The sequence below is a fragment of the Paenibacillus sp. FSL R10-2778 genome (genome assembly GCF_038593035.1).
Taxonomy (GTDB): Bacteria; Bacillota; Bacilli; order Paenibacillales; family Paenibacillaceae; genus Paenibacillus_AQ; species Paenibacillus_AQ odorifer.
Genome location: NZ_CP151956.1, coordinates 1,419,604 through 1,444,105 on the forward strand (window position 1 = coordinate 1,419,604; position 24,502 = coordinate 1,444,105).

At 44.0% G+C, this 24,502-nt stretch carries 22 protein-coding genes and 1 other annotated feature; of the genes, 16 read left to right on the top strand and 6 right to left on the bottom strand.

Annotation, left to right across the window (positions count from 1 at the left end; genetic code table 11):
• Window positions 1-38 precede the first annotated feature (38 nt).
• Together NST40_RS06260 and NST40_RS06265 are read right to left on the bottom strand one after the other, a co-directional pair.
• Complete coding sequence (locus NST40_RS06260; protein WP_076219068.1) at window positions 39-641, bottom strand: class I SAM-dependent methyltransferase; 603 nt, start codon at window positions 639-641, stop codon at window positions 39-41.
• Window positions 641-1,597: a TIGR01212 family radical SAM protein gene (locus NST40_RS06265; RefSeq protein ID WP_076107276.1), complete on the bottom strand. Its 957-nt coding sequence runs from the start codon at window positions 1,595-1,597 to the stop codon at window positions 641-643. The genes NST40_RS06260 and NST40_RS06265 overlap by 1 nt, the downstream gene beginning before the upstream one ends.
• Window positions 1,598-1,921: 324 nt before the next feature.
• Here NST40_RS06265 and NST40_RS06270 point away from each other — a divergent pair, with 324 nt between their 5' ends.
• Window positions 1,922-2,101, top strand: coding sequence for a hypothetical protein (locus NST40_RS06270; protein ID WP_036679526.1), 180 nt, complete (start codon window positions 1,922-1,924; stop codon window positions 2,099-2,101).
• A 196-nt stretch (window positions 2,102-2,297) separates the two neighbouring features.
• The gene (trmB, locus tag NST40_RS06275; RefSeq protein ID WP_036679523.1) at window positions 2,298-3,014 is read left to right on the top strand and encodes a tRNA (guanosine(46)-N7)-methyltransferase TrmB; all 717 of its coding nucleotides are present in this window, start codon (window positions 2,298-2,300) and stop codon (window positions 3,012-3,014) included.
• A gap of 91 nt (window positions 3,015-3,105) precedes the next feature.
• Here trmB and NST40_RS06280 read toward each other — a convergent pair whose 3' ends face one another.
• Window positions 3,106-4,221: a glycosyltransferase gene (locus NST40_RS06280; RefSeq protein ID WP_342410532.1), complete on the bottom strand. Its 1,116-nt coding sequence runs from the start codon at window positions 4,219-4,221 to the stop codon at window positions 3,106-3,108.
• 51 nt (window positions 4,222-4,272) lie between these two features.
• A complete protein-coding gene (locus tag NST40_RS06285) occupies window positions 4,273-4,800 on the bottom strand; it encodes a phosphatase PAP2 family protein (RefSeq protein ID WP_076128062.1) in 528 nt (175 codons plus the stop codon).
• Window positions 4,801-5,204: 404 nt separating this feature from the next.
• On the opposite strand from NST40_RS06285, the gene NST40_RS06290 reads away from it, so the two are divergent.
• From NST40_RS06290 to rplT, 4 genes are all read left to right on the top strand, one after another.
• Window positions 5,205-6,443, top strand: coding sequence for a glycosyltransferase family 2 protein (locus NST40_RS06290; protein ID WP_036679513.1), 1,239 nt, complete (start codon window positions 5,205-5,207; stop codon window positions 6,441-6,443).
• 78 nt (window positions 6,444-6,521) lie between these two features.
• Window positions 6,522-6,666 (top strand) — a sequence feature (ribosomal protein L20 leader region).
• 57 nt (window positions 6,667-6,723) lie between these two features.
• Window positions 6,724-7,221, top strand: coding sequence for a translation initiation factor IF-3 (gene infC / locus NST40_RS06295; RefSeq protein WP_036679510.1), 498 nt, complete (start codon window positions 6,724-6,726; stop codon window positions 7,219-7,221).
• Between the two features lie 60 nt (window positions 7,222-7,281).
• Complete coding sequence (rpmI, locus tag NST40_RS06300; protein ID WP_036679507.1) at window positions 7,282-7,482, top strand: 50S ribosomal protein L35; 201 nt, start codon at window positions 7,282-7,284, stop codon at window positions 7,480-7,482.
• Window positions 7,483-7,513: 31 nt separating this feature from the next.
• Window positions 7,514-7,873: a 50S ribosomal protein L20 gene (gene rplT, locus NST40_RS06305; protein WP_036679505.1), complete on the top strand. Its 360-nt coding sequence runs from the start codon at window positions 7,514-7,516 to the stop codon at window positions 7,871-7,873.
• Window positions 7,874-8,002: 129 nt separating this feature from the next.
• Here rplT and NST40_RS06310 read toward each other — a convergent pair whose 3' ends face one another.
• Window positions 8,003-8,545: an acyl-CoA thioesterase gene (locus tag NST40_RS06310; protein ID WP_051491073.1), complete on the bottom strand. Its 543-nt coding sequence runs from the start codon at window positions 8,543-8,545 to the stop codon at window positions 8,003-8,005.
• Between the two features lie 309 nt (window positions 8,546-8,854).
• Here NST40_RS06310 and NST40_RS06315 point away from each other — a divergent pair, with 309 nt between their 5' ends.
• The 5 genes from NST40_RS06315 (at window position 8,855) to NST40_RS06335 (ending at window position 14,159) form a co-directional block, all read left to right on the top strand.
• The gene (locus tag NST40_RS06315; RefSeq protein WP_076107271.1) at window positions 8,855-9,904 is read left to right on the top strand and encodes a BMP family ABC transporter substrate-binding protein; all 1,050 of its coding nucleotides are present in this window, start codon (window positions 8,855-8,857) and stop codon (window positions 9,902-9,904) included.
• A 179-nt stretch (window positions 9,905-10,083) separates the two neighbouring features.
• Complete coding sequence (locus NST40_RS06320) at window positions 10,084-11,622, top strand: ABC transporter ATP-binding protein (RefSeq protein WP_036679500.1); 1,539 nt, start codon at window positions 10,084-10,086, stop codon at window positions 11,620-11,622.
• Window positions 11,615-12,688, top strand: coding sequence for an ABC transporter permease (locus tag NST40_RS06325; protein WP_076107269.1), 1,074 nt, complete (start codon window positions 11,615-11,617; stop codon window positions 12,686-12,688). The genes NST40_RS06320 and NST40_RS06325 overlap by 8 nt, the downstream gene beginning before the upstream one ends.
• The gene (locus NST40_RS06330; RefSeq protein WP_036679496.1) at window positions 12,689-13,645 is read left to right on the top strand and encodes an ABC transporter permease; all 957 of its coding nucleotides are present in this window, start codon (window positions 12,689-12,691) and stop codon (window positions 13,643-13,645) included.
• 184 nt (window positions 13,646-13,829) lie between these two features.
• Complete coding sequence (locus tag NST40_RS06335; protein WP_076128060.1) at window positions 13,830-14,159, top strand: hypothetical protein; 330 nt, start codon at window positions 13,830-13,832, stop codon at window positions 14,157-14,159.
• Between the two features lie 22 nt (window positions 14,160-14,181).
• Here NST40_RS06335 and NST40_RS06340 read toward each other — a convergent pair whose 3' ends face one another.
• On the bottom strand, window positions 14,182-14,628 hold the full coding sequence (locus NST40_RS06340; protein WP_036679492.1) for a GNAT family N-acetyltransferase: 447 nt from the start codon (window positions 14,626-14,628) through the stop codon (window positions 14,182-14,184).
• A gap of 591 nt (window positions 14,629-15,219) precedes the next feature.
• Here NST40_RS06340 and ilvB point away from each other — a divergent pair.
• From ilvB to NST40_RS06365, 5 genes are all read left to right on the top strand, one after another.
• Window positions 15,220-16,962 (top strand): biosynthetic-type acetolactate synthase large subunit, encoded by a 1,743-nt coding sequence (gene ilvB / locus NST40_RS06345; protein ID WP_036679490.1) that lies wholly within the window; start codon window positions 15,220-15,222, stop codon window positions 16,960-16,962.
• A complete protein-coding gene (ilvN, locus tag NST40_RS06350; RefSeq protein ID WP_170914191.1) occupies window positions 16,959-17,447 on the top strand; it encodes an acetolactate synthase small subunit in 489 nt (162 codons plus the stop codon). Before ilvB ends, ilvN begins: the two co-directional genes overlap by 4 nt.
• A gap of 177 nt (window positions 17,448-17,624) precedes the next feature.
• Window positions 17,625-18,617: a ketol-acid reductoisomerase gene (gene ilvC / locus NST40_RS06355; RefSeq protein ID WP_036679485.1), complete on the top strand. Its 993-nt coding sequence runs from the start codon at window positions 17,625-17,627 to the stop codon at window positions 18,615-18,617.
• Between the two features lie 102 nt (window positions 18,618-18,719).
• Window positions 18,720-20,261 (top strand): 2-isopropylmalate synthase, encoded by a 1,542-nt coding sequence (locus NST40_RS06360; RefSeq protein ID WP_038569217.1) that lies wholly within the window; start codon window positions 18,720-18,722, stop codon window positions 20,259-20,261.
• Window positions 20,262-20,547: 286 nt separating this feature from the next.
• The gene (locus tag NST40_RS06365; protein ID WP_342410533.1) at window positions 20,548-24,486 is read left to right on the top strand and encodes a collagen binding domain-containing protein; all 3,939 of its coding nucleotides are present in this window, start codon (window positions 20,548-20,550) and stop codon (window positions 24,484-24,486) included.
• Window positions 24,487-24,502 lie beyond the last annotated feature (16 nt).

Below are 24,502 nucleotides of genomic sequence, written 5' to 3' on the forward strand. Positions count from 1 at the left end.
CCTTCCCAATTACAAGATTGTTTGATTGTTTACAAAGCTTAAGATGGGGAACCTTTTTTCTTCTCGAGGGCAATTACATAAGGTGCGTCCGTGCGCTGCAACTGGCGATATACAATGCTCTGCGCTACCTTAGGGGAAACAGTCGCAGCCCAAGCTTCAACAGCGGCGGCTTCGAGATCTCCGCCTGCATGGCCAGGATACAGTACAGCCGTAATAATTCCCCCCGGACGCAGCAGCTGGAGTGAAGCTTCCAGGGCTGCAATAGAGCTATCCGGCTCAGTAATGATATTCTTGTCGGCATCGCCTGAAGGCAGATAGCCAAGATTGAACATTACAGCACCAACGGTGCCTGGCCAGTTAGCCGGGACGGCTTCTGCCATTTCGGCATGGCTGCGTTCCAGTAAGGTAACGGCAGAGAGTGAGGAAGTGTCCTCCCGCGCAAGCCGGAGACGTTCTTCTGCCAGCTTCAGCGCCGCAGCTTGAATGTCAAAGCCGTAAACTTCGCCACGAGCTCCGGTTGTTTTGGCTAGAAAAAGCGTGTCAGCACCAGTACCTACAGTTGCATCAATCGCACGGTCACCTAAAGTTAGCCGCTCAGAGATTAATTTATGAGCAAAGCTTAGAACGGACATAAAGCCCATTAGCCCTTCCTCCAATACTTACCCTGCCAAGTATCACGAGCAACAAGCTCATCGTCAATGGCATTTAGCACTTCCCATTTCTTGAGACTCCACATCGGTCCAACTAAGAGATCCCGTGGGGCATCTCCAGTCAAGCGATGAACAATCATCTCAGGGGGCAGAATTTCAAGTGAATCAGCAATCAGCTTCACATACTCGTCCTGTTCCATGAATCGGAGCAATCCTGCTTCATACTGCTTCACCATTGGTGTTTTGCGCATGAGATGCAGAAGGTGAATCTTAATTCCCTGCACATCCATGCGAGCTACAGCAGATACCGTTTCAAGCATCATTTCGTGCGTCTCCTGTGGGAGACCGTGAATGATATGGGTACAGATTCGAATATTGTGACGGCGCAGCTTCTCCACAGCCTCCACATAACACTGCGTATCATGCGCCCGGTTAATAAGCTCAGAAGTGGAGTCATGTATAGTCTGAAGACCCATCTCTACCCAAAGATACGTACGCTTGTTCAGCTCTGCTAAATATTCGACCACATCATCCGGCAGACAGTCAGGGCGGGTAGCAATAGACAATCCAACGACACCAGGCTGCTGCAAAATAACTTCGAAATATTCTCTCAGCTCTTCGACCGGAGCGTACGTATTAGTATAGGCTTGGAAGTAACCGATATATTTAGCATTTGGCCATTTCAGATGCTGTCTGTCACGGACGTTATTGAATTGTGTGACTAGGTCATCTCGGCGGCTTCCGGCAAAATCACCAGAACCTCTGGCACTGCAAAATGTGCAGCCTCCCTTAGCAATGGAGCCGTCACGATTGGGACAGGTAAAGCCTGCATCAAGCATAACTTTGAATACCTTGGTGTTCATGTGTTCACGCATTTCGTAATTCCAAGTATGAAAACGTTTATCTCCCCAAAGTTGCGGAGGAGAAGTGTATTGAAGATTAGACACGAGAAGCCCCTTTCTGAAAATATAATTATGGATAAGATTCCTTATCCTTATATTTTTCTGAGACAGATGGCGTCCTTATCCCAGAGAACGCACAGCCGTTTCTTATAATCCAATACATTGTATCAAAAAACCGAGCTCGGCGTAACATTGACTCCTCATAACGGCATGAAAAATAGGCAGGAAATAAGGCGCTTTCAGCTTGAAAATGCTTACATAGTATGTTATATTCAGAGTGTGAAAAGCTGCTGTGGCATAAAGAAATTCATCCAAGAGTTCATAATTTCGTGTCGTCCGATCCATAATAATAACCGTGAGGTGATAGCAATGAATTCTCAAACGGTATATGCTGAGGGTAAAGATTCGATTGAAGTCCACTTAACACCAGATGAAGCCCTTGCACTAACGGGCGTGGAATTTAACGGCAACCCTAAGATCAAGACAGATGCGCAGCGCAAAATTCGTAGCGCATTCGAAAAAAAGACATTTGCCACAAACACAAAGTAAATCCTGATTTGCCAGACAAGAACGAAATCTATTCCAATATACAACAACGAAGGAATTCCTCTGAACAGCTCATTTAAGAGCTGAACCAGAGAATTCCTTTTTCTTTTTTTACCGCAATCCCTTTACTTTTCGGGACAATTTCGGCACAATATTGCAAGTGACAGTTATCGTATAAGAGATAATCGGAGGAATACCTATGCGTTTACGCGGAAGAAAAGGAATACGTGAAAGTTTGGAAGAACAGACGGATTTAGTCATTCTAGATCCTCGGAGTTATAAAGGTGAGTGGTCCAAGCTGTTCGGTAACGATCATCCGATCCATGTGGAGTTCGGAATGGGCAAAGGACAGTTTATCAGCCAAATGAGCTTTAAATATCCTGATATTAACTTTATCGGAGTGGATATGTATGATGAGCTGATCCGCCGTGCTGGAGATAAGGCTAGAGCAGTATGGGAGCCGGCAGGACATGAAACACCGCCTAACCTGAAATTGGCACTTGCAAATATCGATTATGCTGAGGAAGTATTTGCTCCGGGAGAGCTTGAACGGATTTATCTTAATTTCAGCGATCCGTGGCCTAAAAGCAAGCATGCCCGGCGTCGTTTGACACATCCGCGTTTTCTTGACAAATATCGCGGTTTGCTTAGCGATCTAGGTGAAATTCATCTAAAAACAGATTCCCGCAGTCTTTTTGAGTTCTCATTAAATGCCTTTGCGGACTTTGGCTTGCAGATGAAAAATATTTCTTTGGACCTACATGCAGATGGCATCATCAACGAGGATCATATCATGACAGAATATGAGACGAAATTTGTCGGACGTGGCGTGAATATCCATCGTTGCGAGGCAATTGTAGGTGCAGAAGCACTCAAACAGTATCAGGCTACCCGATTGGATAAATATCGGCTGTAGTTACAAAGCACTGCTTCAAATGGCATGCTTCAATAATAAAGCGGCAACTCTCCAAGTAAAGTAGTTTGGAGGCTGCCGCTTTTTTAATTAACTATTCCAATAATTCGATGATACTCTGAGCACATTGTAAAGGATGGTAGCGCGCAATTTCTTCAAGATGAAGTTTGCGCTTGTTTTGCACATCCTCATAGTTGTTTAAGAGGCGCTCCATCCACATTTCGACAACCTCTAAAGATTCGATGGGTTCTCCGAAGCCGGCTGCAGTAAAGTAGCGGCAATTCTCCTCCTCCTGCCCGGGAAGAGGGTGATGGAAGAGCATCGGAATACCTTTTGCAAGCCCTTCACTGCAGGTCATTCCTCCCGGTTTTGTAACCAGCAGATCGGACACCTCCATCAGCTTGTGGATTTCACGCGTAAAGCCGAGTAAGGAAATATTAGGATGATTATAATGCGGGTCTTCTTTCATTTCCTTTAGCAGCTGTTCGTTATTGCCGAGACAGAAAACAATCTGAATCTTGTCACGCCATTCCGCCAGACAAGCGTTTACGACTTGGTCGTTCATGATTCCCCAGCCGCCGCCCATGACAAGAACGGATGGCATCTCCCGCAGATTGAATTGCTCTCGAATCTCCTGCTTTCCGGGATGCTTCCAAAAATTAGGGTGTATCGGTATACCTGTTACCTGAATTTTCGTGGCAGGAATATTTCGGCTGCGCAATTTGGATTTAACCTCAGGTGTTGAAACCAGGTAAAGGTCTACCTCTGGGCTAATCCAGGTTGCATGCGCATCATAATCGGTTATGACGGTGACGAGCGGAACATTTAGGGTAGGATCCAATCTCTTTAGGCGGGACACTACAGCACCTGGAATAAAATGTGTGCAGACAATTACGTCGGGTTTCAGTTGTCTCACAATATTTTTGGCATGCGTATAAAATATACGATGCAAGGCAAGCGTGGTAAGACGATTGAATGATTTCTGGTGACGGTAGACATAACCCATCAATTTTGGCTGTGTCGTTACCGTCTTTCGGTAAGCAGACAGAATAATAGGTGCCATCTTGGGGTTTAAAAAATTTCCAAGTTCTAGCACCTTCGTTTGTAAATTAGGCGATAATTGGCGCAGACTGCTCGACAACGCATAAGCTGCTTGTGTATGTCCGGCGCCAAAACCTTCCGAGAGTATTAAGATTCTTTTTTTACGCAATGTTGATTCACCTATTCTCAAGGGTTTTCCCGGTTATTAACAATAAATGCTTTACATCCATAAGGCTATAGTACCAGCTGCTACGCAGGAACCGATCACTGCGCCAGCTATAACATCTGATGGATAATGCAATCCAAGATAAATACGAGAAAATCCGACAATACAAGCTAGCGGCAGCAGAATAACGGTCAAAGCAGGAAACGCCAGCATATAAGGGACCGTAGAAGCAAAGATAGCTGTAGTATGACCAGATGGAAAAGAATGATCCTTTAATGGATTACGAAAAGTATTGGTTTCCGGTAACGCCAGATAAGGACGCATACGCGGGTACAGTTTTTTGGCGATAGCTACGGGTATATGGCTGACAGCTAGTGCTGTCAAGGCTTGTAAACCTGTAGTTCTCCAAGGCTCAGGAGCTAATACCCATACCAGTATATTGATAACAATCGTGCTTGTAGCTCCACCCAAATGAGTAAGGTAAAAGAGCCAAAAGTTCAAAAAACGATTATGCATTCGTCCGTTGATCCACTTAAAAAGATGCCGCTCCCAGAGATGTAGTTTCATGAATAAATGTCTCATATCTAATTCCCTCCGCTAGTCCGGCTACCGTTAACAGATGTTAATGCAGTAATCCGTTCTATAGCTTAGATCTGTCTTAATCATACTTTTTAAAGGTAGTTCATTTCAAGGAAAAGCTCAGGTTTACACGAAATTTGCCAGTTTTGACTTAGAGCACTATTACGCTTTACAATGATTCAAGCAGACTAAACCTGTTTAAAAGGGTAAGAGATAAATAAGGATTCAAAAAAAGGAATCCATAGAATTCTTTTAAACAGCATATATAAAAATTGTGAAGTCTGCCGAGAATAAGAATACTCTTGGTCTATTGTTAAGGGATGCAACAAAAGGGTCAGAAAGAACGTCAAGCAAGCTAGAGAGAAAAAAAGAACACCAAGAGTGAAAAAAGGGGGCATCAAAAGGTCATGACAGACGCACTGTTTGTTACGCTCCAAGTGATCTTGGCAGCAATCGCAGTCTATCAGTTTACGTTTTCATTATTCGGACTGCACAGGAAAAAGAAAAAAACGCAGTATAAGCCGGAAAAATCTTTTGCCGTACTTGTTGCCGCACATAACGAGGAAGAAGTTGTCGGCGCATTAATGGAGAATCTGAAGCAGCTTAATTATCCATCAGAACTGTACGATGTATTTGTAATTTGTGACAATTGTACAGACGGTACAGCTCGCATCGTTAGAGAACACGGCATGAACGCTTGTGTCCGCACCAATGCAAATCTGAGAGGTAAAGGCTACGCAATAGAATGGATGCTTAAAGAGCTGTGGGCTATGCCCCGGCAATATGATGCTGTTGTCATGTTCGATGCCGATAACTTGGCGCATACTGAGTTCCTGATGGAGATGAATAATGATCTTTGTTCAGGTGCACGGGTAATCCAAGGTTATATCGACACCAAGAATCCAGAGGATTCCTGGATTACAGCTGCTTATGGTATTTCGTACTGGTATATTAACCGTTTGTGGCAACTTTCACGCCATAATTTAAATATGGCTAACTTCCTTGGCGGAACCGGAATGTGTTTTGAGACCACACTTCTTAAAGAAATGGGCTGGGGAGCTACAAGTTTGGTCGAGGACTTGGAGTTTACGATGCGTAGTGCAGCACATGGTGTATATCCTAAGTTCAATTATGATGCAAAGGTATTTGATGAGAAGCCGTTAACCTTCAAGGCCTCCTCAAGACAGCGTCTGCGTTGGATGCAGGGGCACTTCACTGTTGCTCGCCGTTATTTTTTCCCATTGCTTTGGCAAAGTATTAAAGAACGCAGCTTAACGAAGTTTGACCTCGCGCTTTATGGAGCGAATGTATATATTGTATTGCTCACTTTTTTAATGACGGCGGTAATGTGGGTGGATATGGCGTTCTTTAACGGACCGAATATCGCTAACATTTACGGCAGCTTGCCGATCTGGCTCAGCTTCCTGGCTATTGGCGCCAATCTGGTGACTTTTGGTATTGCGATGGCATTAGAGAAGGTTACGTTCAAGAAAGTATATGCTTATCTTGTATTCTTCCCGATCTACTTGATCTCGTGGTATCCGATTACGTTCTATGCGTTCTTCACGCAGAACAATAAGCAATGGAGCCATACCAAGCATACTCGCGTAGTACGACTTGAAGAAGTACAAAGTAAGCAGGTATAAAATTCACGAAATTTCTGCATAAAAGGATTGACACCCCAAATAGTGTGGTGTATAGTATTCAAGTACGCAAATCATAGGGATTGCAAGAAGAAGCACCTGCTTCTCACCTGACTGGCATATTCGCCGGCTGGTTTTGATCTCAATGCTTTATGAATGTTAATGTTCATGAACGTTGATCAAACACGGGGTGTCGGGTGTTACCGGCACCCCTTTTTTATGGAGTTACGTGAGAATAGTTGTTAAAAAGATCCGGAGGTGGAGAGTTATCAGTAAGGAACATATGATCAATGATGAAATTCGGGCCAAAGAGGTACGGTTGGTTGGTGCGGAAGGTGAGCAAATCGGAATTAAACCGATCCGCGAAGCGCTGCAAATGGCGATCGATCTTAATCTGGATCTAGTCAATGTAGCACCACAGGCTAAGCCGCCGGTATGCCGCATCATGGATTACGGCAAGTTCCGTTATGAAACGCAGAAGAAAGAGAAGGAAGCGCGTAAAAACCAGAAGGTCGTTGATATCAAGGAAGTCTGGTTCCGTGCTAACATTGAGGAACATGATTATCAAACTAAGTTCCGCAATGTGATCAAGTTCTTGGGTGAGGGCGATAAAGTGAAGTGCTCCGTACGTTTCCGCGGACGTGAGATTACACACGCGAATATCGGCCAAAAAATCCTCGAACGAGTGAAGAACGAAGTGGCTGATATATCTGTTGTTGAGCGCCAGCCAAAGCTGGAAGGCCGCAGCATGATTATGATTTTGGCTCCTAAAGCTCAATAAATCTGGAGTCACTTGCTTATCTGCAATTTGGCGCCGCATAATATTCAAGGAGGAAACACCATGCCTAAGATGAAAACACACAGCAGCCTGAAAGGCCGCTTCAAAATTACCGGAACTGGTAAAGTAACACGTTACAAAGCTCACAAAAACCACTTGCTGTCCCACAAATCTAAACGCGCTAAGCGCGTTCTGAACGGAAATCCAGTAATGGCCCCTGGGGATGTAAGACGTTTGAAACAAGGATTGGCTAACTTGAAATAGTTTATTACACATTTTTGGGAGGTTTATTAATATGGCAAGAGTTAAGGGCGGATTTGTAGTTCGTCGTAAACATAAAAAAGTGTTGAAATTGGCAAAAGGTTATTTCGGTTCTAAACACCGTATTTTTAAAACAGCTAAAGAACAAGTAATGAAATCGATGGTTTACGCTTACCGCGACCGTCGTCAAACTAAACGTAACTTCCGCAGACTGTGGATCGTTCGTATTAATGCAGCAGCTCGTTTGAACGGTCTTTCTTACAGCAAGCTTGTATACGGCCTGAAATTGGCTGGTGTAGAAGTTAACCGTAAAATGCTGGCTGATCTGGCTGTAAATGATCTTAACGCATTCAACTCCTTGGCTGGTATTGCTAAAGAGAAAATCAACGCGTAAGTGTTGTAATATAACCGAAAAGCACCGCCTGCGGGTTGCCCATGCAGCGGTGCTTTTTTGTGCGGTAAGATAGGGATGAAGCAGCGTTGACATTCCCTACATAAAAGAAAAAGCTCTGCATCTGCAGAGCTATTCCCAGTACTTTATGGTGTTTAATTGAGCGGCGAGTTTTTTGCTGATATTGCGGCGAACTTTTCGTAGCTCGGAACGTTCATTAGCAGATTCGTTGATCAGCTTCTCTTCGTCTGTCTCTGGGATGATAGCTGGGACCGGAGTAGGCGTGCCATCCTCTTCGACTGCGACAAAGGTTAGGAATGAAGTAGCAGCGACAGCGCGCTCTCCAGTATATAGATTTTCTGAAATGATCTTCACAAACACCTCTATGCTTGTCCGTCCGGTCCAGGAGACGAAGGATTCAAAGCATACGGAGTCAGTAGGGCGAATGGGTCTCAAGAAGTCTACAGAGTCTGTAGAGGCTGTGACGACGTTAGTTCGACAATGGCGCATAGCTGAAATGGAGGCTACTTCATCAATGCCGCTCATAAGCTTGCCACCGAATAATGTTTTGTGATTATTGACATCATTAGGGAAAACGCGTCCGGTTTTGAAGACACGGGATTCACGGCAATATTTGAAGGCCGGTGTTGTTTGTGGATTTATTTCTTCGGTCATGATCTGATAACTTCCTTTCAGTGCAATTACTAAGGAATCATAATAATAGAAAACACTTAAGTGTGCAATAATATTTGTAATGTGTTGGAATACTATACAGAGTAAAATCAGGGTTTCTGACATTAACCGGACATAACTGTAACATGCTATGTCATGGAAAGCGGTTACTTGCTAAAAAGTGCAAATTATTATTGACCTGAGGTCATTTATGCACTGGATTTTAGATTTTATTGCAGTTATAATTTGAACTAATGGAATGTCCAAGCAGAACACAGAAGACATCCAATATTTTAAGGGGGATTACATTCAATGAAAAAAGGTTTAAAGCTATCTCTTGCAATGTTGCTGTCTCTTACAGTCGTTTTGACAGGCTGTGGAAACAACAATAACAACGCCGCTAAAGGTGAAACTAATGCAGGAACCAATGCAGGAACAAACGCACCTAAATCCGATTTCAAATTTGGTATGGTTACTGACATTGGTGGTGTAAACGATAAATCGTTTAACCAATCCGCATGGGAAGCATTGCAAGCTCTTGAAAAAGAAACAGGTAGTGGCGTTAAGTACTTGCAAAGTAAATCAAATGCTGACTATGAGCCAAACCTTAACTCCTTCGTTAAAGATGGATACAACTTGACTTGGGGTATTGGTTTTGATCTTGGCGACGCAATTAAAAAAGTAGCTACTGAGAACCCAAATGCTAACTTGGCTATCATTGATAGCGTAGTTGAAGCTCCTAACGTAGCTTCCGTTACTTTCTCCGAAAATGAAGGTTCCTTCTTGGTTGGTGTGGTTGCTGGTCTGACTACAAAAACTAACAAAGTTGCATTCATCGGCGGTCTGGAAAGCCCTGTAATCAAACGTTTTGAAGCTGGCTTTAAAGCTGGTGTAGCAGCAGTTAACCCTTCAGCTAAAGTAACACCTACTTATGCTGGTGGTTATGACAAACCAGACGTTGGTAAATCTCTTGCGGCTACATTGTATAACGACGGAAACGACATTATCTTCCCTGCTGCTGGACAAACAGGAAATGGCGTATTCAACGAAGCTAAAGCTCGTAACAAAGCAGGCGGTACTAAAGTATGGGTTATTGGTGTAGATAAAGACCAATCCATCGAGTTTGGTACTGACGTTACTTTGACTTCCATGATCAAACGTGTAGACGAAGCTGTTCTTAAAGTTTCTAAAGAAGTAATTGACGGTACGTTCAAGGGCGGTACTACAACCGTTCTTGGTCTGAAAGATAATGGTGTAGGTATTTCTGATACTAAGGATAACGTTTCTGAAGAGATCCTGGCTAAAGTTGAAGAATACAAAAAACAAATCATTGATGGAACAATCACTGTTCCTTCCGAGTAATAGTTAGTCTCCATTTATTGCAATACAATAAGGATCAAAGAATAAGGCCGGTGTTGTGCTGGCCTTATTCCTTGTTAAAGCACTGGTTATGATAAGAGGAACATAGATATACCGCCTTACAAAGGGCGGTACATCCGTGTCTATAAGGTAGTTATATATTCTGTGATGAGGGTGATTCCATGAGTGCTGCGGCTCCTGTCGTAGAGTTGAAGCAAATCACAAAACGCTTTCCCGGTATTGTTGCTAACGATTCCATTAGCTTGACGCTTAAAAAGGGTGAAATCCTTGCATTGCTTGGTGAGAATGGTGCAGGCAAGTCCACTTTGATGAACATTGTATTTGGATTGTATCAACCGGATGAAGGCAGTATTGAAATCGACGGGAAACCGGTTATTATTGATAACCCCAATAAAGCTATTGAGCTTGGTATTGGTATGGTTCATCAGCATTTCAAGCTTGTGGAGCCTTTTACGGTGACCGAGAATATTGTTCTTGGGATGGAGCCGAAAAAAGGTCTTAAAATTGACTATAAATCCGCTGCGGAACAGGTTCGGAAGCTATCGGAGCAATATGGCCTGCAAGTGAATCCAAATGCCGTTATTCATGACATTTCGGTAGGTATGCAGCAAAGGGTAGAAATTATGAAGACCCTGTACCGTGGAGCGGATATTCTCATATTTGATGAGCCGACCGCAGTACTTACGCCTCAAGAAATTACGGAACTCATGGCGATTATGAAGCGGCTTGTTGCAGAGGGAAAATCCATTATTTTGATCACGCATAAGCTTAAAGAAATCATGCAAATATCTGATCGGGTCACCATTATTAGACGTGGGAAAGTAATTGATACTGTGAATACCGCAGAGACCAATCCTAATGAGCTAGCTGAAAAAATGGTTGGGCGTGGCGTAACTTTCAAAGTGGACAAGAAGGCTCCTGAGGTTGGCCAATCTGTACTCAAACTGAAGGATGTCAGCAGTAAGAGTAAAGATGGGGTCTCCGTACTGGATGGTCTTAGCTTTGAAGTTAAAGCAGGGGAAATTCTCGGGATTGCTGGCGTAGATGGTAATGGACAAAGTGAGTTGATCCAGGCCATTACAGGTCTGCGCAAAATTGATTCGGGTTCGATAACCGTGTCTGGCAATGAAATTGCTAATTTATCACCGCGGAAGGTTTCAGAGATGAATGTCTCTCATATTCCTGAGGACCGCCACAAGCATGGGTTAGTGCTTGATTTCACCATGAGTGAGAATATGGTTTTGGAAACCTATTATAAGAGTCCTTACAATAAAAATGGCTTTTTGCAAAATGATGTCATTGATAAGTACGCAGCGAAGCTTATAGAGCAATTTGATGTACGTACACCTTCAATAGAGACCAAAGCACGTTCTTTATCCGGCGGAAATCAACAGAAAGCGATTATTGCGCGGGAAATAGATAAAAATCCGACATTGTTAATTGCCGCACAACCTACACGCGGTCTAGATGTTGGGGCTATTGAATTTGTTCAGAAGCAACTCATAGCTCAGCGTGATCAAGGAAAGGCTGTTCTACTTATTTCCTTTGAATTGGACGAGATTATGAACGTTTCTGACAGAATCGCTGTTATCTATGAAGGGAAAATTGTCGGTGAAGTGTTCCCGCAAGATACGAATGATCAGGAACTGGGTCTTATGATGGCAGGCAGCTTGCAGCGGGGAGGTAAGGCAGTTGAATAAGTTCAAAAAAATCTTCACAACTGACAGCTACATCGTTCCTCTGGTTGCCATCGTGCTTGGTTTTCTTGTGGGAGCAATAGTTATGCTTCTGGGCGGTTATGATCCGATAACTGCTTACTCCGCACTGTTCAAACGTGTGTTTGGTAATTTGTATAACTTTGGTGAAGCTGTGCGCGAAATGACACCATTAATGCTTACCGGGCTAGCCGTAGCTTTCGCATTCCGTTCAGGGATGTTTAATATCGGGGCAGATGGCCAAGTAATGATTGGTATGACAGCGGCAACAGTGGTGGGTATTAAGATGGCAGGTCTGCCATCCTTCCTGCTTGTCCCGCTTGCTGTAATTATTGCGGGTGTCTGCGGTGGTTTATGGGCAGGGATCGCCGGTTATTTGAAAGCAAAACGTGGGATTAACGAAGTTATTACCACAATCATGTTAAACTGGATTGCTCTTTACCTGTCGAATTATATCGTTAGAAACTTTTTGTTGCTTCCAGGACAAAATCGTTCCGAGGATATTCCGGCCTCGCTTTCCATGACCTTTTTGAATTCGATATTTGATAATGCACGTCTACACTGGGGTACAGCTATTGCTCTTGCTGCAGCGGTATTCTTCTATGTGTACTTATGGAAGACCAAGCAGGGCTACGAAATGCGTGCAGTTGGTTACAATCCACATGCTGCCGAATATGCAGGGATGAATGTTGGACGTAACGTTATGAAGGCAATGTTCATAAGTGGTGTATTCGCCGGTCTGGCCGGAGCAGGAGAGGTGCTTGGTGTATTCCATTATCAAGCTATTTTCGCGGCATCGCCAGGATATGGATTTGATGGTATCGCTGTTGCTCTTCTTGGTTTAACACATCCACTTGGTGTTATTCTGGCTGCGATTCTCTACGGTACGCTGACTTATGGTTCTGCGGGTATGAGTTTTGCTGCAGATGTTCCACCAGAGCTTATTCGTATCGTTATTGGTTCAATCATATTCTTTATTGCGGCACAAGGGATTGTGCGCTGGGTGCTTAAGCCCTTTTACTTCAAGCGCAAGAAAGAGAAGGTGTTATAGATGGATCTGCAGACGTTAGGTCAACTGCTTAATACAACGCTTGTTTTTTCCACAGCGCTCATTTTTGCCTCACTTGGCGGCATCTTCTCTGAACGTTCCGGTGTCGTAAACATTGGACTTGAAGGTTTGATGATGTTTGGTGCCTTTGCTGCAGCAGTAGGCGGTTATTATGCTCAGGACGCTGGAATGGGCGAATGGGCTCCTTGGGTTGGTGTACTCTGTGCTATAGCTGTTGGTGTGCTAGGCTCACTAATTCATGCGGTTGCATCTATAACCTTTAAATCTGATCAGACGATTAGTGGTACGGTTATTAACTTTTTAGCTGCAGGAAGCACGCTCTATATGGTAAAGCTCCTGTTTGATGGATCTGCTGAAACTCCGATCATTGATGGGTTTAGCAAGGTTGCAATTCCTGGGCTCTCCAAAATCCCAGTGATTGGTGAAGGGATTTTTAATTCCTATCCTACAACTTATCTGGCCATAATACTGGTCATCGTTATTTATTTGGTTCTGTTTAAGACGCCATTTGGATTGCGTTTGCGTGCAGTAGGTGAGCATCCAAGTGCTGCAGATACACTGGGTGTAAAAGTTAATCGGATGAGATATATCGGTGTAATGTTGAGTGGGTTGATGGCGGGTATTGGTGGAGCTACAATCACTTTAACAACAACCGGAACCTTTGGACATAATACAATCTCTGGTCAAGGTTTTATCGCCATTGCAGCGATGATCTTTGGGAAATGGAATCCACTTGGGGCCTTTGGTGCAGCGGTATTCTTCGGATTCTCCCAAGCGATTCGCAACTATGTTCAATTGTATGAGTGGTCACAAAATATTCCTCAAGAGTTTATCTTTATGATCCCTTATGTACTGACTATCATCGTACTGGTAGGGGCTGTAGGCCGTTCCTCTGCTCCTAAGGCATTAGGTCAGCCATACGATCCTGGTAAGCGATAGAAATGTAACTTTTCAAAGCCGTATTTCCGGTCTTTTCCCGGAAATACGGCTTTTTTATTAGGATCAGCAAGGATAAACATTGAGGCAGGAGGGCAAGTGTACAGGCGAAGGTCCTTTCCATCGAATAGACTGTTTTGTAGATGATGCAAATGAGAGGCGTACAAAACATTTAGGAGGGGATCATATGACTAAGCCAGTTACGAAGAAGCAGGTTATGAGACTCGTAGGTAAGCAGATCATTGCAGTAAAAAAGGACGGTACTCAGGTGACAGGGAAACTGCTTCGTGTATCCGGAAATCGTCTGATATTACAACGCGTAAGTGGTAAAAAAGTACAAACCAAAGCAATCATTCCTTTAGTGTTGTTTGATTTGCTAGCAATTGGTACAGCACCTTATGCTTTTGGTGGTGGCTATGGCGGTGGAGCGCCTTATGGCGGAGGTCCTGGCTATGGTAATCCTTATGGAGGTTACGGGTACGGAGGCACACCCTATCCACCTTTCGGATTCTTTTAAGTTCAGTTGAAATTTGATTTAACTAGATGAACCTTTTCTCCAATTCGTAACAGAAGCTTAGGGATTGATAACGGGCTACGCTGTAGCCCAATTTTTGATAAAAGGCAAGAGCTGCTGTGTTTCCTAAATCGACGGATACCTTAGCCCGATGACATCCGCGTGATAGTGCAAATCGTTCTGCTCGATCCATGAGCATATTCCCCAAGTGTTTGCGCCGTGCTGCGGGTGCTATGGCTAACATATCGATATAAAGTAAATCACCATGCAGCAGGAAATGGACAAACCCCATTGGATCACTCTCATAGTCGGGACAGGCGACTAAGGTGATACCGTGTCCCAGACGACGGGGGATATCTTTTTTGATTTTGGCAATTTCAGTCTTTGGCAAATGAGATAATGGTACAAGCTGTCGCTCGATTAAATCAAGGATAATGACGTCATCCTGCTTGGGTCGACGATAACGGATCATAGAGCGCCCCCTTTCTACGCATTGTCGTACATCATATGTCGGGAGCGTGGTGGGGGTTCCCAGCACGTAGAAGTAGGAGTTGTGACAATATTAAAAATAAGGGTATTGACTTATCCATGTTAGGAATCATATAATGTGTCTAAACATTTTATCGAACATACATGTATCGGCAATGATGAGGACGAAGTTTTAAGGGCTCTTTTGCTCAGAGAGTGTGAGGATCTGCTGCAACCTCCACCGAAATCCCTTATATACGAGCTCACCTCGGAGCTGTTTTCCTGAAAGGTCCACTGGCTAGAGTGGTGGAATTATTAGGGAAAATCGTTTAGTCCGCGTTAGGGACTTCAGGTTACAGAGATTAGGGCCCTTGCCTACATCGATGGATTTTTGTATACCTGATAAGGCGTTGCATCGCGAGATGTAATGCAAACATGGGTGGTACCACGGAAGATCAACCTTTCGTCCCTCACGCGCTAATACTGTGCGTGGGAGGCGGAAGGTTTTTTTGTTTTATAAGGAACCATTTGCTGATGTATAAAGGACGGTCCGTCATTTGCATAATGAATGTTAAATATCGGAGGAGGAATACTGATGAGCGCGCAAATACCGGAATTACGGTCTACTGAGCAGTTAAAAGAAAAATGGATGGAGCCGGAGGTCATTTCCGGTTCCGAGATATTACTCCGCAGCCTTGTATTAGAAGGTGTAGACACTGTATTCGGATATCCGGGTGGAGCTGTACTGTACATCTATGATGCATTGTACGGTTTTACGGATTTCAATCACGTGTTAACACGTCATGAGCAAGGTGCTATTCATGCAGCTGACGGTTACGCTAGAGCAAGTGGCAAACCAGGGGTATGTATAGCTACCTCAGGTCCCGGAGCAACGAATCTTGTAACAGGTATTGCTACAGCATATATGGACTCCACTCCATTGGTTGTAATCACAGGTAACGTATTCTCCAGCCTGATCGGTACAGATGCTTTCCAGGAAGCAGACATTACCGGGATAACGATGCCAATTACTAAGCATAGCTACTTTGTAAGAGATGTTGAGGATCTCCCGCGTGTTATACATGAAGCTTTTCATGTGGCGAATACCGGTCGTAAAGGTCCAGTGTTGATCGATATTCCGAAAGACGTGTCAGCAGCGAAGACGTTGTTCACACCAGTGAAAACAGTGAATCTTCGGGGCTACAATCCTTGTACAGTTCCAAACAAACTGCAGCTTGATAAATTGGTTCGTGCGATTGCGGTTGCTGAACGTCCGATCATCATTGCAGGTGGTGGAGTCATTTACTCCGGAGCACATGAAGCTATGTTCGAATTCGTGAAACGGACAGAGATTCCAATTACTACAACCTTGCTGGGTCTCGGAGCTTTCCCTAGTGCAGAAGAACTTTGGATGGGAATGCCGGGTATGCATGGTACGTATACCGCGAATAATGCGATCCAACAGTGCGATTTGCTCATTAATATCGGTGCACGTTTTGATGACCGTGTTACTGGCAGACTGGACGGCTTCGCGCCAAAAGCCAAAATCGTGCATATCGACATAGACCCTGCAGAAATCGGGAAAAATGTATCACCTGATATTCCGATTGTAGGCGATGTGAAAACGGTATTGGAAATGCTGAATCCTGAGGTTGGCCGCGCATCTAATGCTGATGCTTGGAGAACACAGATTGCTCAGTGGAAGCTAGATCAGCCGCTTCGGTATAAGGATTCAGAAACAGAGCTTAAACCACAATGGGTGATTGAAATGATCAATGACACCACTAAAGGTGAAGCGATTGTTACAACGGATGTTGGTCAGCATCAAATGTGGGCTGCACAATACTATAAGTTCAATCATCCGCGTTCATGGATTACTTCAGGCGGTCTTGGAACGATGGGCTTCGGATTCCCGTCAGCTATCGGTGCACAGATGGCACATCCTGAACGGTTGGTAGTATCGATTAATGGTGATGGCGGCATGCAAATGTGTTCCCAAGAGCTAGCGATATGTGCGATTAACAATATACCAGTCAAAATTGTAGTAATTAACAATCAGGTGCTTGGCATGGTTCGCCAATGGCAGAATCTTATCTATGATAAACGTTACAGCTTTACAGACCTCGCAGGCAGTCCGGACTTCGTTAAGCTGGCTGAGGCCTATGGTGTAAAAGGTCTACGGGCGACGAATAAGGAAGAAGCACGTGATGCATGGCAGAAAGCACTGGAAACACCGGGTCCAGTATTGGTAGAATTCGTTGTTCCAAAAGACGAGAATGTCTACCCGATGGTAACTCAAGGTTCAACCATCGATCATATGCTGATGGGGGATGAATAACAGTGACAAGACATACGATTTCTGTACTCGTAAATGATCAGCCGGGTGTGCTTCAACGGGTGTCGGGTTTGTTCGGTCGCCGCGGATTTAATATTGAGAGTATAACGGTTGGCCAGTCTGAAGAGGTTGGATTGTCCCGGATGGTTATCGTTACTCTTGGAGACCAGCATACGCTTGAACAAATCGAGAAGCAGCTCTACAAGTTAATTGATGTAATTAAAGTCGTTGATCTTGGATCTAAGCCCATGGTTGCTCGTGAGCTGGCTCTGATTAAAGTGAATGCTGATCCAAGTGAGCGTCCGGAAATTATGGGCGTTGTAGAAACCTTCCGGGCTTCAGTTGTTGATATTGGCAGCACTACATTGTTAGTACAGGTAGTTGGAGATACAGTGAAGATTGATGCGATGATCGAGCTTTTGAAACCTTATGGAATCAGAGAGCTGTCTCGCACGGGTATTACGGCTATGGTACGCGGTAACTCTTAAATAGTTTATTTTGCGACTTTAACGGATTACTGCTTGATTGCATTAATCTGATATGATATGAATGAACTTCCCGCTAAAGAGCGGGAGCTTGAGGAGCAGCTAGATCTTCTATGATTCCAGTTCTCTTGAAGCACCCGCTCTTTATGATGGGTCTCAAATTAAAGGAGGATATTGACAATGGCAGTTACAACGTACTATGAACAGGATGCAGAACTTAGTGTATTAAAAGGAAAGACAATTGCGGTAATCGGGTACGGTAGCCAAGGACATGCCCAAGCACAAAACCTGCGTGACAGTGGTCTTCAAGTTGTCATCGGTCTTCGTGAAGGTAAATCTTTTGAAACTGCGAAAAATGACGGTTTTGAAGTATTGCCAGTAGCTGAAGCAGTATCCCGTGCAGATGTTGTGCAAATCCTAATGCCAGATGAAACACAGGCTTCGGTATATAAAAATGAAGTAGAACCAAACCTCAAAAAAGGCGCAGCTTTGATGTTCTCCCACGGCTTTAACGTACACTTTGGACAAATCGTTGCTCCTAAAGATGCAGACGTGTTGCTTGTAGCACCAAAATCTCCAGGTCACATGGTTCGTCGTACTTATGTTGAAGGCTTTGGCGTTCCTGGCTTGATTGCTATCGAACAAGATGCAACTGGAAAAGCTAAAGAAATCGGTCTTGCTTATGCAAAAGGTATCGGCTGTACACGCGCAGGGGTTATCGAAACTTCCTTCCGTGAAGAAACCGAAACTGACTTGTTCGGTGAACAAGCTGTACTTTGTGGTGGTGTATCCGCACTGATCAAAGCTGGCTTCGAAACATTGACAGAAGCAGGATATGCTCCTGAGATGGCTTACTTCGAATGTCTGCACGAATTGAAGCTGATCGTTGACATGGTATACGAAGGCGGATTGTCCAGCATGCGCGATTCTATCAGTAACACTGCTGAGTACGGTGACTATGTAACTGGACCACGCATTGTAACTGAAGATACTAAAAAAGCTATGAAAGCTGTTCTGACAGATATTCAAGAAGGTAAATTCGCTCGTGACTTTATCCTTGAGAACCAATCCGGACGTGCTTTCCTTACCGCTACTCGCCGCAACGAAGCTGCTCACCCAGTAGAAGTTGTAGGTAGCCAATTGCGTGAAATGATGCACTGGATTAAGAAATAATCATAATCATACTTATGATTAAATAGTATTACCTTCAAATGCGGCCGTAACTTTGCGAGCCGCATTTGAGAGTTTCAGCACAATTTTTGGGAGGTGCTTAGCATGCGGAAAATTTATGTGTTCGATACGACACTGCGAGATGGAGAGCAGTCACCAGGTGTGAACCTCAACACGCGTGAGAAAGTGGAGATCGCTTACCAGTTAGAGAAGCTGGGAATTGATCGCATGGAAGCGGGTTTTCCTGCAGCTTCTCCAGGTGATCTAGCTTCTGTTAATGCGGTGGCAAGAGCTGTGAAGAACGTCACGGTAATCGGCCTTTCTCGTTCTAGAGAGACAGATATTGATGCTGTAAAAGAAGCACTACAGGGAGCGCAGGACCCTTGTATTCATATTTTTCTGGCTACATCTCCTATTCACCGCCAGCATAAGCTACGGATGGATAAGGCTCAGGTGCTGGAAACTGCACAGTCTGCTATCCGATACGCTAAAAAATATTTCCCTAAGCTCGAGTTTTCATTAGAAGATGCGGGCCGTACGGAGTATGATTTCATGGCTGAAATGGTCGGCATGGCTATCCGGGAAGGCGCTAATGTTGTTAATATCCCGGATACTGTAGGTTATTTGAATCCTTCGGAGTACGGAGCTATCTTTAAATATCTAAAAGAGAATGTGCCTGATATTGAACGCGTACAGCTTAGTGCCCATTGTCATAACGATCTTGGTATGGCTACAGCAAATACGCTGGCTGCGATTCAGAATGGTGCAGATCAGATCGAAGGAACGATCAACGGTATCGGTGAACGTGCCGGGAACACAGCGATTGAAGAAGTTGCGCTAGCGCTTGAGACACGGGCTGAATTTTTTGGTGCAAAAACATCGCTTACGTTATCCGAGATCTCTCGCACAAGCCGTCTGGTCAGCAAGCTTACAGGTATGGTGGTTCCAGGGAATAAAGCGATTGTAGGAGCTAACGCATTTGCTCATGAATCGGGTATTCACCAGGACGGGATGCTGAAAGAGAAAACTACCTACGAGATCATGACACCGGAGACTATTGGACTCAAAGAGAGCAAGCTGGTACTCGGCAAACACTCTGGACGTCACGCTTTCCGCGATAAGTTGAGTGATCTTGGGTATGATTTGTCCGAAGAAGAGCTGAACACCGCTTTTTCTAGATTTAAGGATTTGGCAGATAAGAAAAAAGAAGTATCAGATGAAGACATTTTGGCTTTGATTGAAGAGAAATTAATTGATACGCCAGAAGTCTTTAAGCTGCAAACGATGTTCGTTACTTATGGTAATGAAGCTGTTCCAACCGCCAAGGTTATTATTGCGGGTCCGGAAGATCAGCCGATTGTAGCTGAGGCCGAAGGTAATGGTTCAGTAGATGCCATCTACAATGCTATTGATAAAGCCACGAATGAGGAAGTTACCCTTGGAGATTATTCGATTAAATCGGTCTCCCGTGGTAAAGATGCGCAGGGTGAGGTTCATGTGGTGCTTTCGCAGGGAGAAGTAGCTGCACAAGGCCGTGGACTTAGCACCGATATTCTAGAAGCAAGTGCACGCGCTTATATTGATGCGCTGAACAAGCTTCTGGAGAAGCGTAAGACTTACACCAAACGTGATCACGCTAGTCTATAAGATGTACAATGTTATTTTTATTTTCCACTAAGTAGTAAATACGACAGGGATATGCGAGTTATTGCGCATATCCCTGTTTTTTTTGCAATAAAAAGATCTCCAAGACTGCAATAGGACGCTGTTCAGATTATGTATAGATGGACTATTTACAATAGTTGTTAGGTTGCAAATTTATACCATGAGAAAGAGTCAAGGAGGTTAATGCGGGGGAGTAGAGTACAGGATTCAAAGGATAAAGCTTAGGAAAAGCACGATAAACAGAGTGACAAAGGAGGCATTTTTAATAATGTTATCAAAAAAGAAAATTAGCGCATTGCTCGTAGTATTCTTGCTTGTGACGCAATGGGCTTACAGCTTTGGCTTTGGAGTCAATTCGCAGGCATATGCGAGTGGCAATGGTACTGTAATTGGAGATGACCTCATTACTAGTGTTACGCTTGCTGTATACACCGATGATAAATACACAAATACGGTTACAGAAAGCGTATATGAACTTGATTCCTATTCGGAATTGAACTATACATGGTCACTTCCAGATGGGCATGGATATAAGGATGGGTCCACCTATACCTTTGATCTTCCAACACAGTTTGAACTTTATAACGATCTGAATGGTGATCTTATTTTTGACGATGAGCCTGTAGGGACTTATACCGTCGACAAAAATACTAACCGCGTTGTATTTACATTTAATGCTTATATCGAAACTCACGATAAAGTGGGAGGGACTTTCTCCGTAAGGTCGCTTTTGAGCTCCAAGAAAATTACAGGCTCCACGAAGCAAACCCTGATTTTCCCGATACAAGGCGGTACTCAGACCATTGAGCTTAATTTTAAGCCGAAGGTTAGCTCTACTATAGAAAAAGACGGTTCGCCTAAGCCGCAGTATTATAACCCAACAAGCATCGCTTGGACGGTTGATGTGAATAAGGCACTGGAAAGCGTAAAAAATGCAGTTGTCACCGACACACTTCCTGCGGGATTATCACTGAATACGGTATCTATTGCTGTTTATGAGCTTGATGTGAAGGTCGATGGGACTGTGAGTCTTGGCAATCTAGTGGACAGCAGCAAGTATGATGTGACAGGATCCACTTTGGGAGAGTTAAAGCTGAAATTTGCGGATAACCCGCTTACTAAGGCTTACCGGATTGGCTTCTCTACGGATATTACTGGTACTGGTGTAGATGCGAAAACCTTTTTGAATGAGGCAGTCTTAACAGGAGATAACGGATTTTCTAAAAAGGCTAGCACTACAGTTACAGTAGGACGTGGCAAACCACTATCGAAAGAGTCCATCAATTACGATGCAGCGAATCAGGTGATTTCCTGGGCTGTTAATTTCAATTACAATGAAAAAACAATTTTAGCGGCAAATGCTATTTTGAAGGATACATTCAATAACACCCAAGATCTAATTCTCAGCTCGGTTAAAGTTTATCCTGTAACGATCGACAGTAATGGCAACGGGGTTAAAAGCGCGGAAATCGCTTCAAGCGAATATACAATAACTCCAACAACTGCAACGGGATTAAATGGTTTTGATCTGAAATTTAACAATGATATAAATTCTGCCTACCGTATTGAATATCAGACAAAGGCAAATGGCAGAGTATTTGATGATGGCAAGATTACGAACAAAGTTACTTATGATGGAAAAACAGAAACAGGTTACAGTGATATCAAGCAGCAAATTCTCCATAAAAATTATAGCAACGTTAATTATGCGACTAAGACCCTCGATTGGACTATCCAAATTAACGATGACAGCAAGACTATGGAAAATCTAGTGGTGACAGATACTTTTGGCAATGCCGGATTAAAGCTTGTCCCGGGTACATTAAAGGTTCAACCAACTAAAGGCGGAACTGCTACCGTCCATAGTGTTGTTTACAATGCGCATGATCCGGTTGCAGTAAACGATGGATTTGTGATTACTTTTAATGCGCCGATAAATGAGCCTTACACAATTACTTATACAACAAGCTTTAACTATGATTGGCTGGCTCCGGGCAAAACTCAATTCACTAATACAGGTGCACTCGATTGGAAAGAAACGGTTAATGGGGTGCAGGAGTCTAAGCATAAAGAAGCGACCGTAACCTTTAATCCAAGAGATGAGGTTAAAAACAATGGGAAGAAGAGTGGTTCCTACAATGCTGTAACTAAGGAAATCACTTGGAACATTGGGGCTAATTATAATCAGAAAACGTTAAACCAAGCTCAACTGGTTGATACCATTTCAGCTGGCCAAGTTGTAAATATGGATTCTGTGAAAGTGAATAAATGGGAGTATGGAAAGGATGGAAATCCTTCTCCTCAAGCTAGTGTGAATTCCGCGGACTATAAAGTGGAGCTGGATGGCAGTGAGCTGAATGTGACATTTAATAAAACGATTAATTATGCGTTCTACGTCACTTTCAAAACAACGTTCGCGGATCAAGCGATTGATTCAAATGAAATTAAAAATACAGCTACGTTATATGACGGTGCGAAAGTAGAGTCCGCTAAACTGCAAGCTTCTGTTAATATCCCTCAGGGCGGGGAATACGTTAACAAAGAAGGTGCGCAGGATGGCAATAAAATACATTGGACGGTTTACATCAACCGTAACCAATCTTTTGTAAAAGAAGCGGTAATTACGGATATTCCAAGCGACAATCAAATCCTGCTGTCCAATACATTCCATGTCTACAAAACGAAAGTTGCAAGTAATGGGGATGTAACATCGACCAACCAAGAATTGGTGAGTGGTACAGATTATAAGCTGGAAATCACTACGGATAATGACGGAAAAGAAAGCTTTAAGCTTAGTTTCCTGAAGGATATTTCCGAAGCTTATATTTTGAAATATGACTCCCTGATCACAGCACAAAACAATGATAAGGTAACCAATAAGGTTAGTTTCGATGGTAAAAACATCAAGGTAGTTCCAGGTGTAAGCACCGAGGAAATTATCGTTAAGCTCTCTAGCGGCTCCGGCACAGGAAGCGGCGTAAGAGGACCGTTGACGATTACCAAAGTAGAAGACGGGAATACGAGTAAGGTGTTAAGTGGGGCCGTTTTTGATCTGTATCGGGTAGTTGATGCCGATAAGATCTGGATTAAGGAAGGCACTACGGATACAAACGGGATACTTGAATTTACCAAACTGACAGGTGGGAAATATGTCTTAATTGAGAAAACAGCGCCTGCTGGTTATGTTCTTGATCAAACACCACATGAAGTGACTATTTCTTCGACGACAGGGATAAGCCTTGAGGTAAAAAACAAAGTTCCGACACCAACAGCAACGCCTATACCGATCGTAACGCCCGCACCAACGGTAACACCAACGCCCGCACCAACGGTAACACCAACGCCAGCGCCAACAGCAACACCAACGTCGACACCAACAGCAACACCAACAGCAACACCAACGCCAGCGCCAACAGCAACACCAACGTCGACACCAACAGCAACACCAACGTCGACACCGACAGCAACACCAACGTCGACGCCGGCAGCAACACCAACGTCGACGCCAACAGCAACACCAACGTCGACGCCAACAGCAACACCAACGTCGACACCGACAGCAACACCAACGCCGACACCGACAGCAACACCAACGCCGACTCCAGAGGAACCGACAGGTCCTATCTGGACACCATCACCGACACCGGAAGTAGTCGTTACTTCTACACCAACAGCAACACCAGTTGTGGTGGCAACACCTTCGCCAACACCGATGGTAACGCCAGTGTCGACGGCAACGCCAACGGTTACGCCAACAGCTACTCCAAGCCAGCCTGTGGCAACTAGTACGCCTGTTGTTCCGCAGGTAACTCCACCTGTGCAGAAAGAGATTACCAATGAAGATGTTCCTATTGAAGGTGAAATTCCACTTGGGGGAGTGCCAAGCTTGGGAGATGAGCCGGGACATGGTAAAGTGACTATTACTAAGGATGGCAAATGGGTCTACACACCTGATCCGGGCTATATTGGTAAAGATAAGTTCACCATTATTGTTACAGATGAGAATGGAAATGAAGAAGAAATCCTCATAGAGATTGATGTGGAGGAAGTACCAAAGGGTACAGTTACTAAGCCGGGAAATAACAGCAATAAACCGACTCAGCTTCCGAAAACAGGAGAAGACAGCGCGTTTCCGATCTACTTGGCTGGTGGAAGTCTGGTGCTTTTAGGGTTTGTATTAACAAGACGATTCAAACGTAATAACTAGGAAGGTAATAATAAAG

What these genes read in the sequence shown, in the direction of transcription:
- rplT (WP_036679505.1), top strand. Translation starts at nt 7,514, where the DNA reads ATGGCAAGAGTTAAGGGCGGATTTGTAGTTCGTCGTAAACATAAAAAA.
- NST40_RS06365 (WP_342410533.1), top strand. Translation starts at nt 20,548, where the DNA reads ATGTTATCAAAAAAGAAAATTAGCGCATTGCTCGTAGTATTCTTGCTT.
- NST40_RS06360 (WP_038569217.1), top strand. Translation starts at nt 18,720, where the DNA reads ATGCGGAAAATTTATGTGTTCGATACGACACTGCGAGATGGAGAGCAG.
- NST40_RS06315 (WP_076107271.1), top strand. Translation starts at nt 8,855, where the DNA reads ATGAAAAAAGGTTTAAAGCTATCTCTTGCAATGTTGCTGTCTCTTACA.
- NST40_RS06270 (WP_036679526.1), top strand. Translation starts at nt 1,922, where the DNA reads ATGAATTCTCAAACGGTATATGCTGAGGGTAAAGATTCGATTGAAGTC.
- NST40_RS06335 (WP_076128060.1), top strand. Translation starts at nt 13,830, where the DNA reads ATGACTAAGCCAGTTACGAAGAAGCAGGTTATGAGACTCGTAGGTAAG.
- ilvC (WP_036679485.1), top strand. Translation starts at nt 17,625, where the DNA reads ATGGCAGTTACAACGTACTATGAACAGGATGCAGAACTTAGTGTATTA.
- NST40_RS06260 (WP_076219068.1), bottom strand. Translation starts at nt 641, where the DNA reads ATGGGCTTTATGTCCGTTCTAAGCTTTGCTCATAAATTAATCTCTGAG.
- infC (WP_036679510.1), top strand. Translation starts at nt 6,724, where the DNA reads ATGATCAATGATGAAATTCGGGCCAAAGAGGTACGGTTGGTTGGTGCG.
- NST40_RS06320 (WP_036679500.1), top strand. Translation starts at nt 10,084, where the DNA reads ATGAGTGCTGCGGCTCCTGTCGTAGAGTTGAAGCAAATCACAAAACGC.
- trmB (WP_036679523.1), top strand. Translation starts at nt 2,298, where the DNA reads ATGCGTTTACGCGGAAGAAAAGGAATACGTGAAAGTTTGGAAGAACAG.
- NST40_RS06290 (WP_036679513.1), top strand. Translation starts at nt 5,205, where the DNA reads ATGACAGACGCACTGTTTGTTACGCTCCAAGTGATCTTGGCAGCAATC.
- NST40_RS06285 (WP_076128062.1), bottom strand. Translation starts at nt 4,800, where the DNA reads ATGAGACATTTATTCATGAAACTACATCTCTGGGAGCGGCATCTTTTT.
- NST40_RS06310 (WP_051491073.1), bottom strand. Translation starts at nt 8,545, where the DNA reads ATGACCGAAGAAATAAATCCACAAACAACACCGGCCTTCAAATATTGC.
- rpmI (WP_036679507.1), top strand. Translation starts at nt 7,282, where the DNA reads ATGCCTAAGATGAAAACACACAGCAGCCTGAAAGGCCGCTTCAAAATT.
- NST40_RS06330 (WP_036679496.1), top strand. Translation starts at nt 12,689, where the DNA reads ATGGATCTGCAGACGTTAGGTCAACTGCTTAATACAACGCTTGTTTTT.
- NST40_RS06340 (WP_036679492.1), bottom strand. Translation starts at nt 14,628, where the DNA reads ATGATCCGTTATCGTCGACCCAAGCAGGATGACGTCATTATCCTTGAT.
- ilvB (WP_036679490.1), top strand. Translation starts at nt 15,220, where the DNA reads ATGAGCGCGCAAATACCGGAATTACGGTCTACTGAGCAGTTAAAAGAA.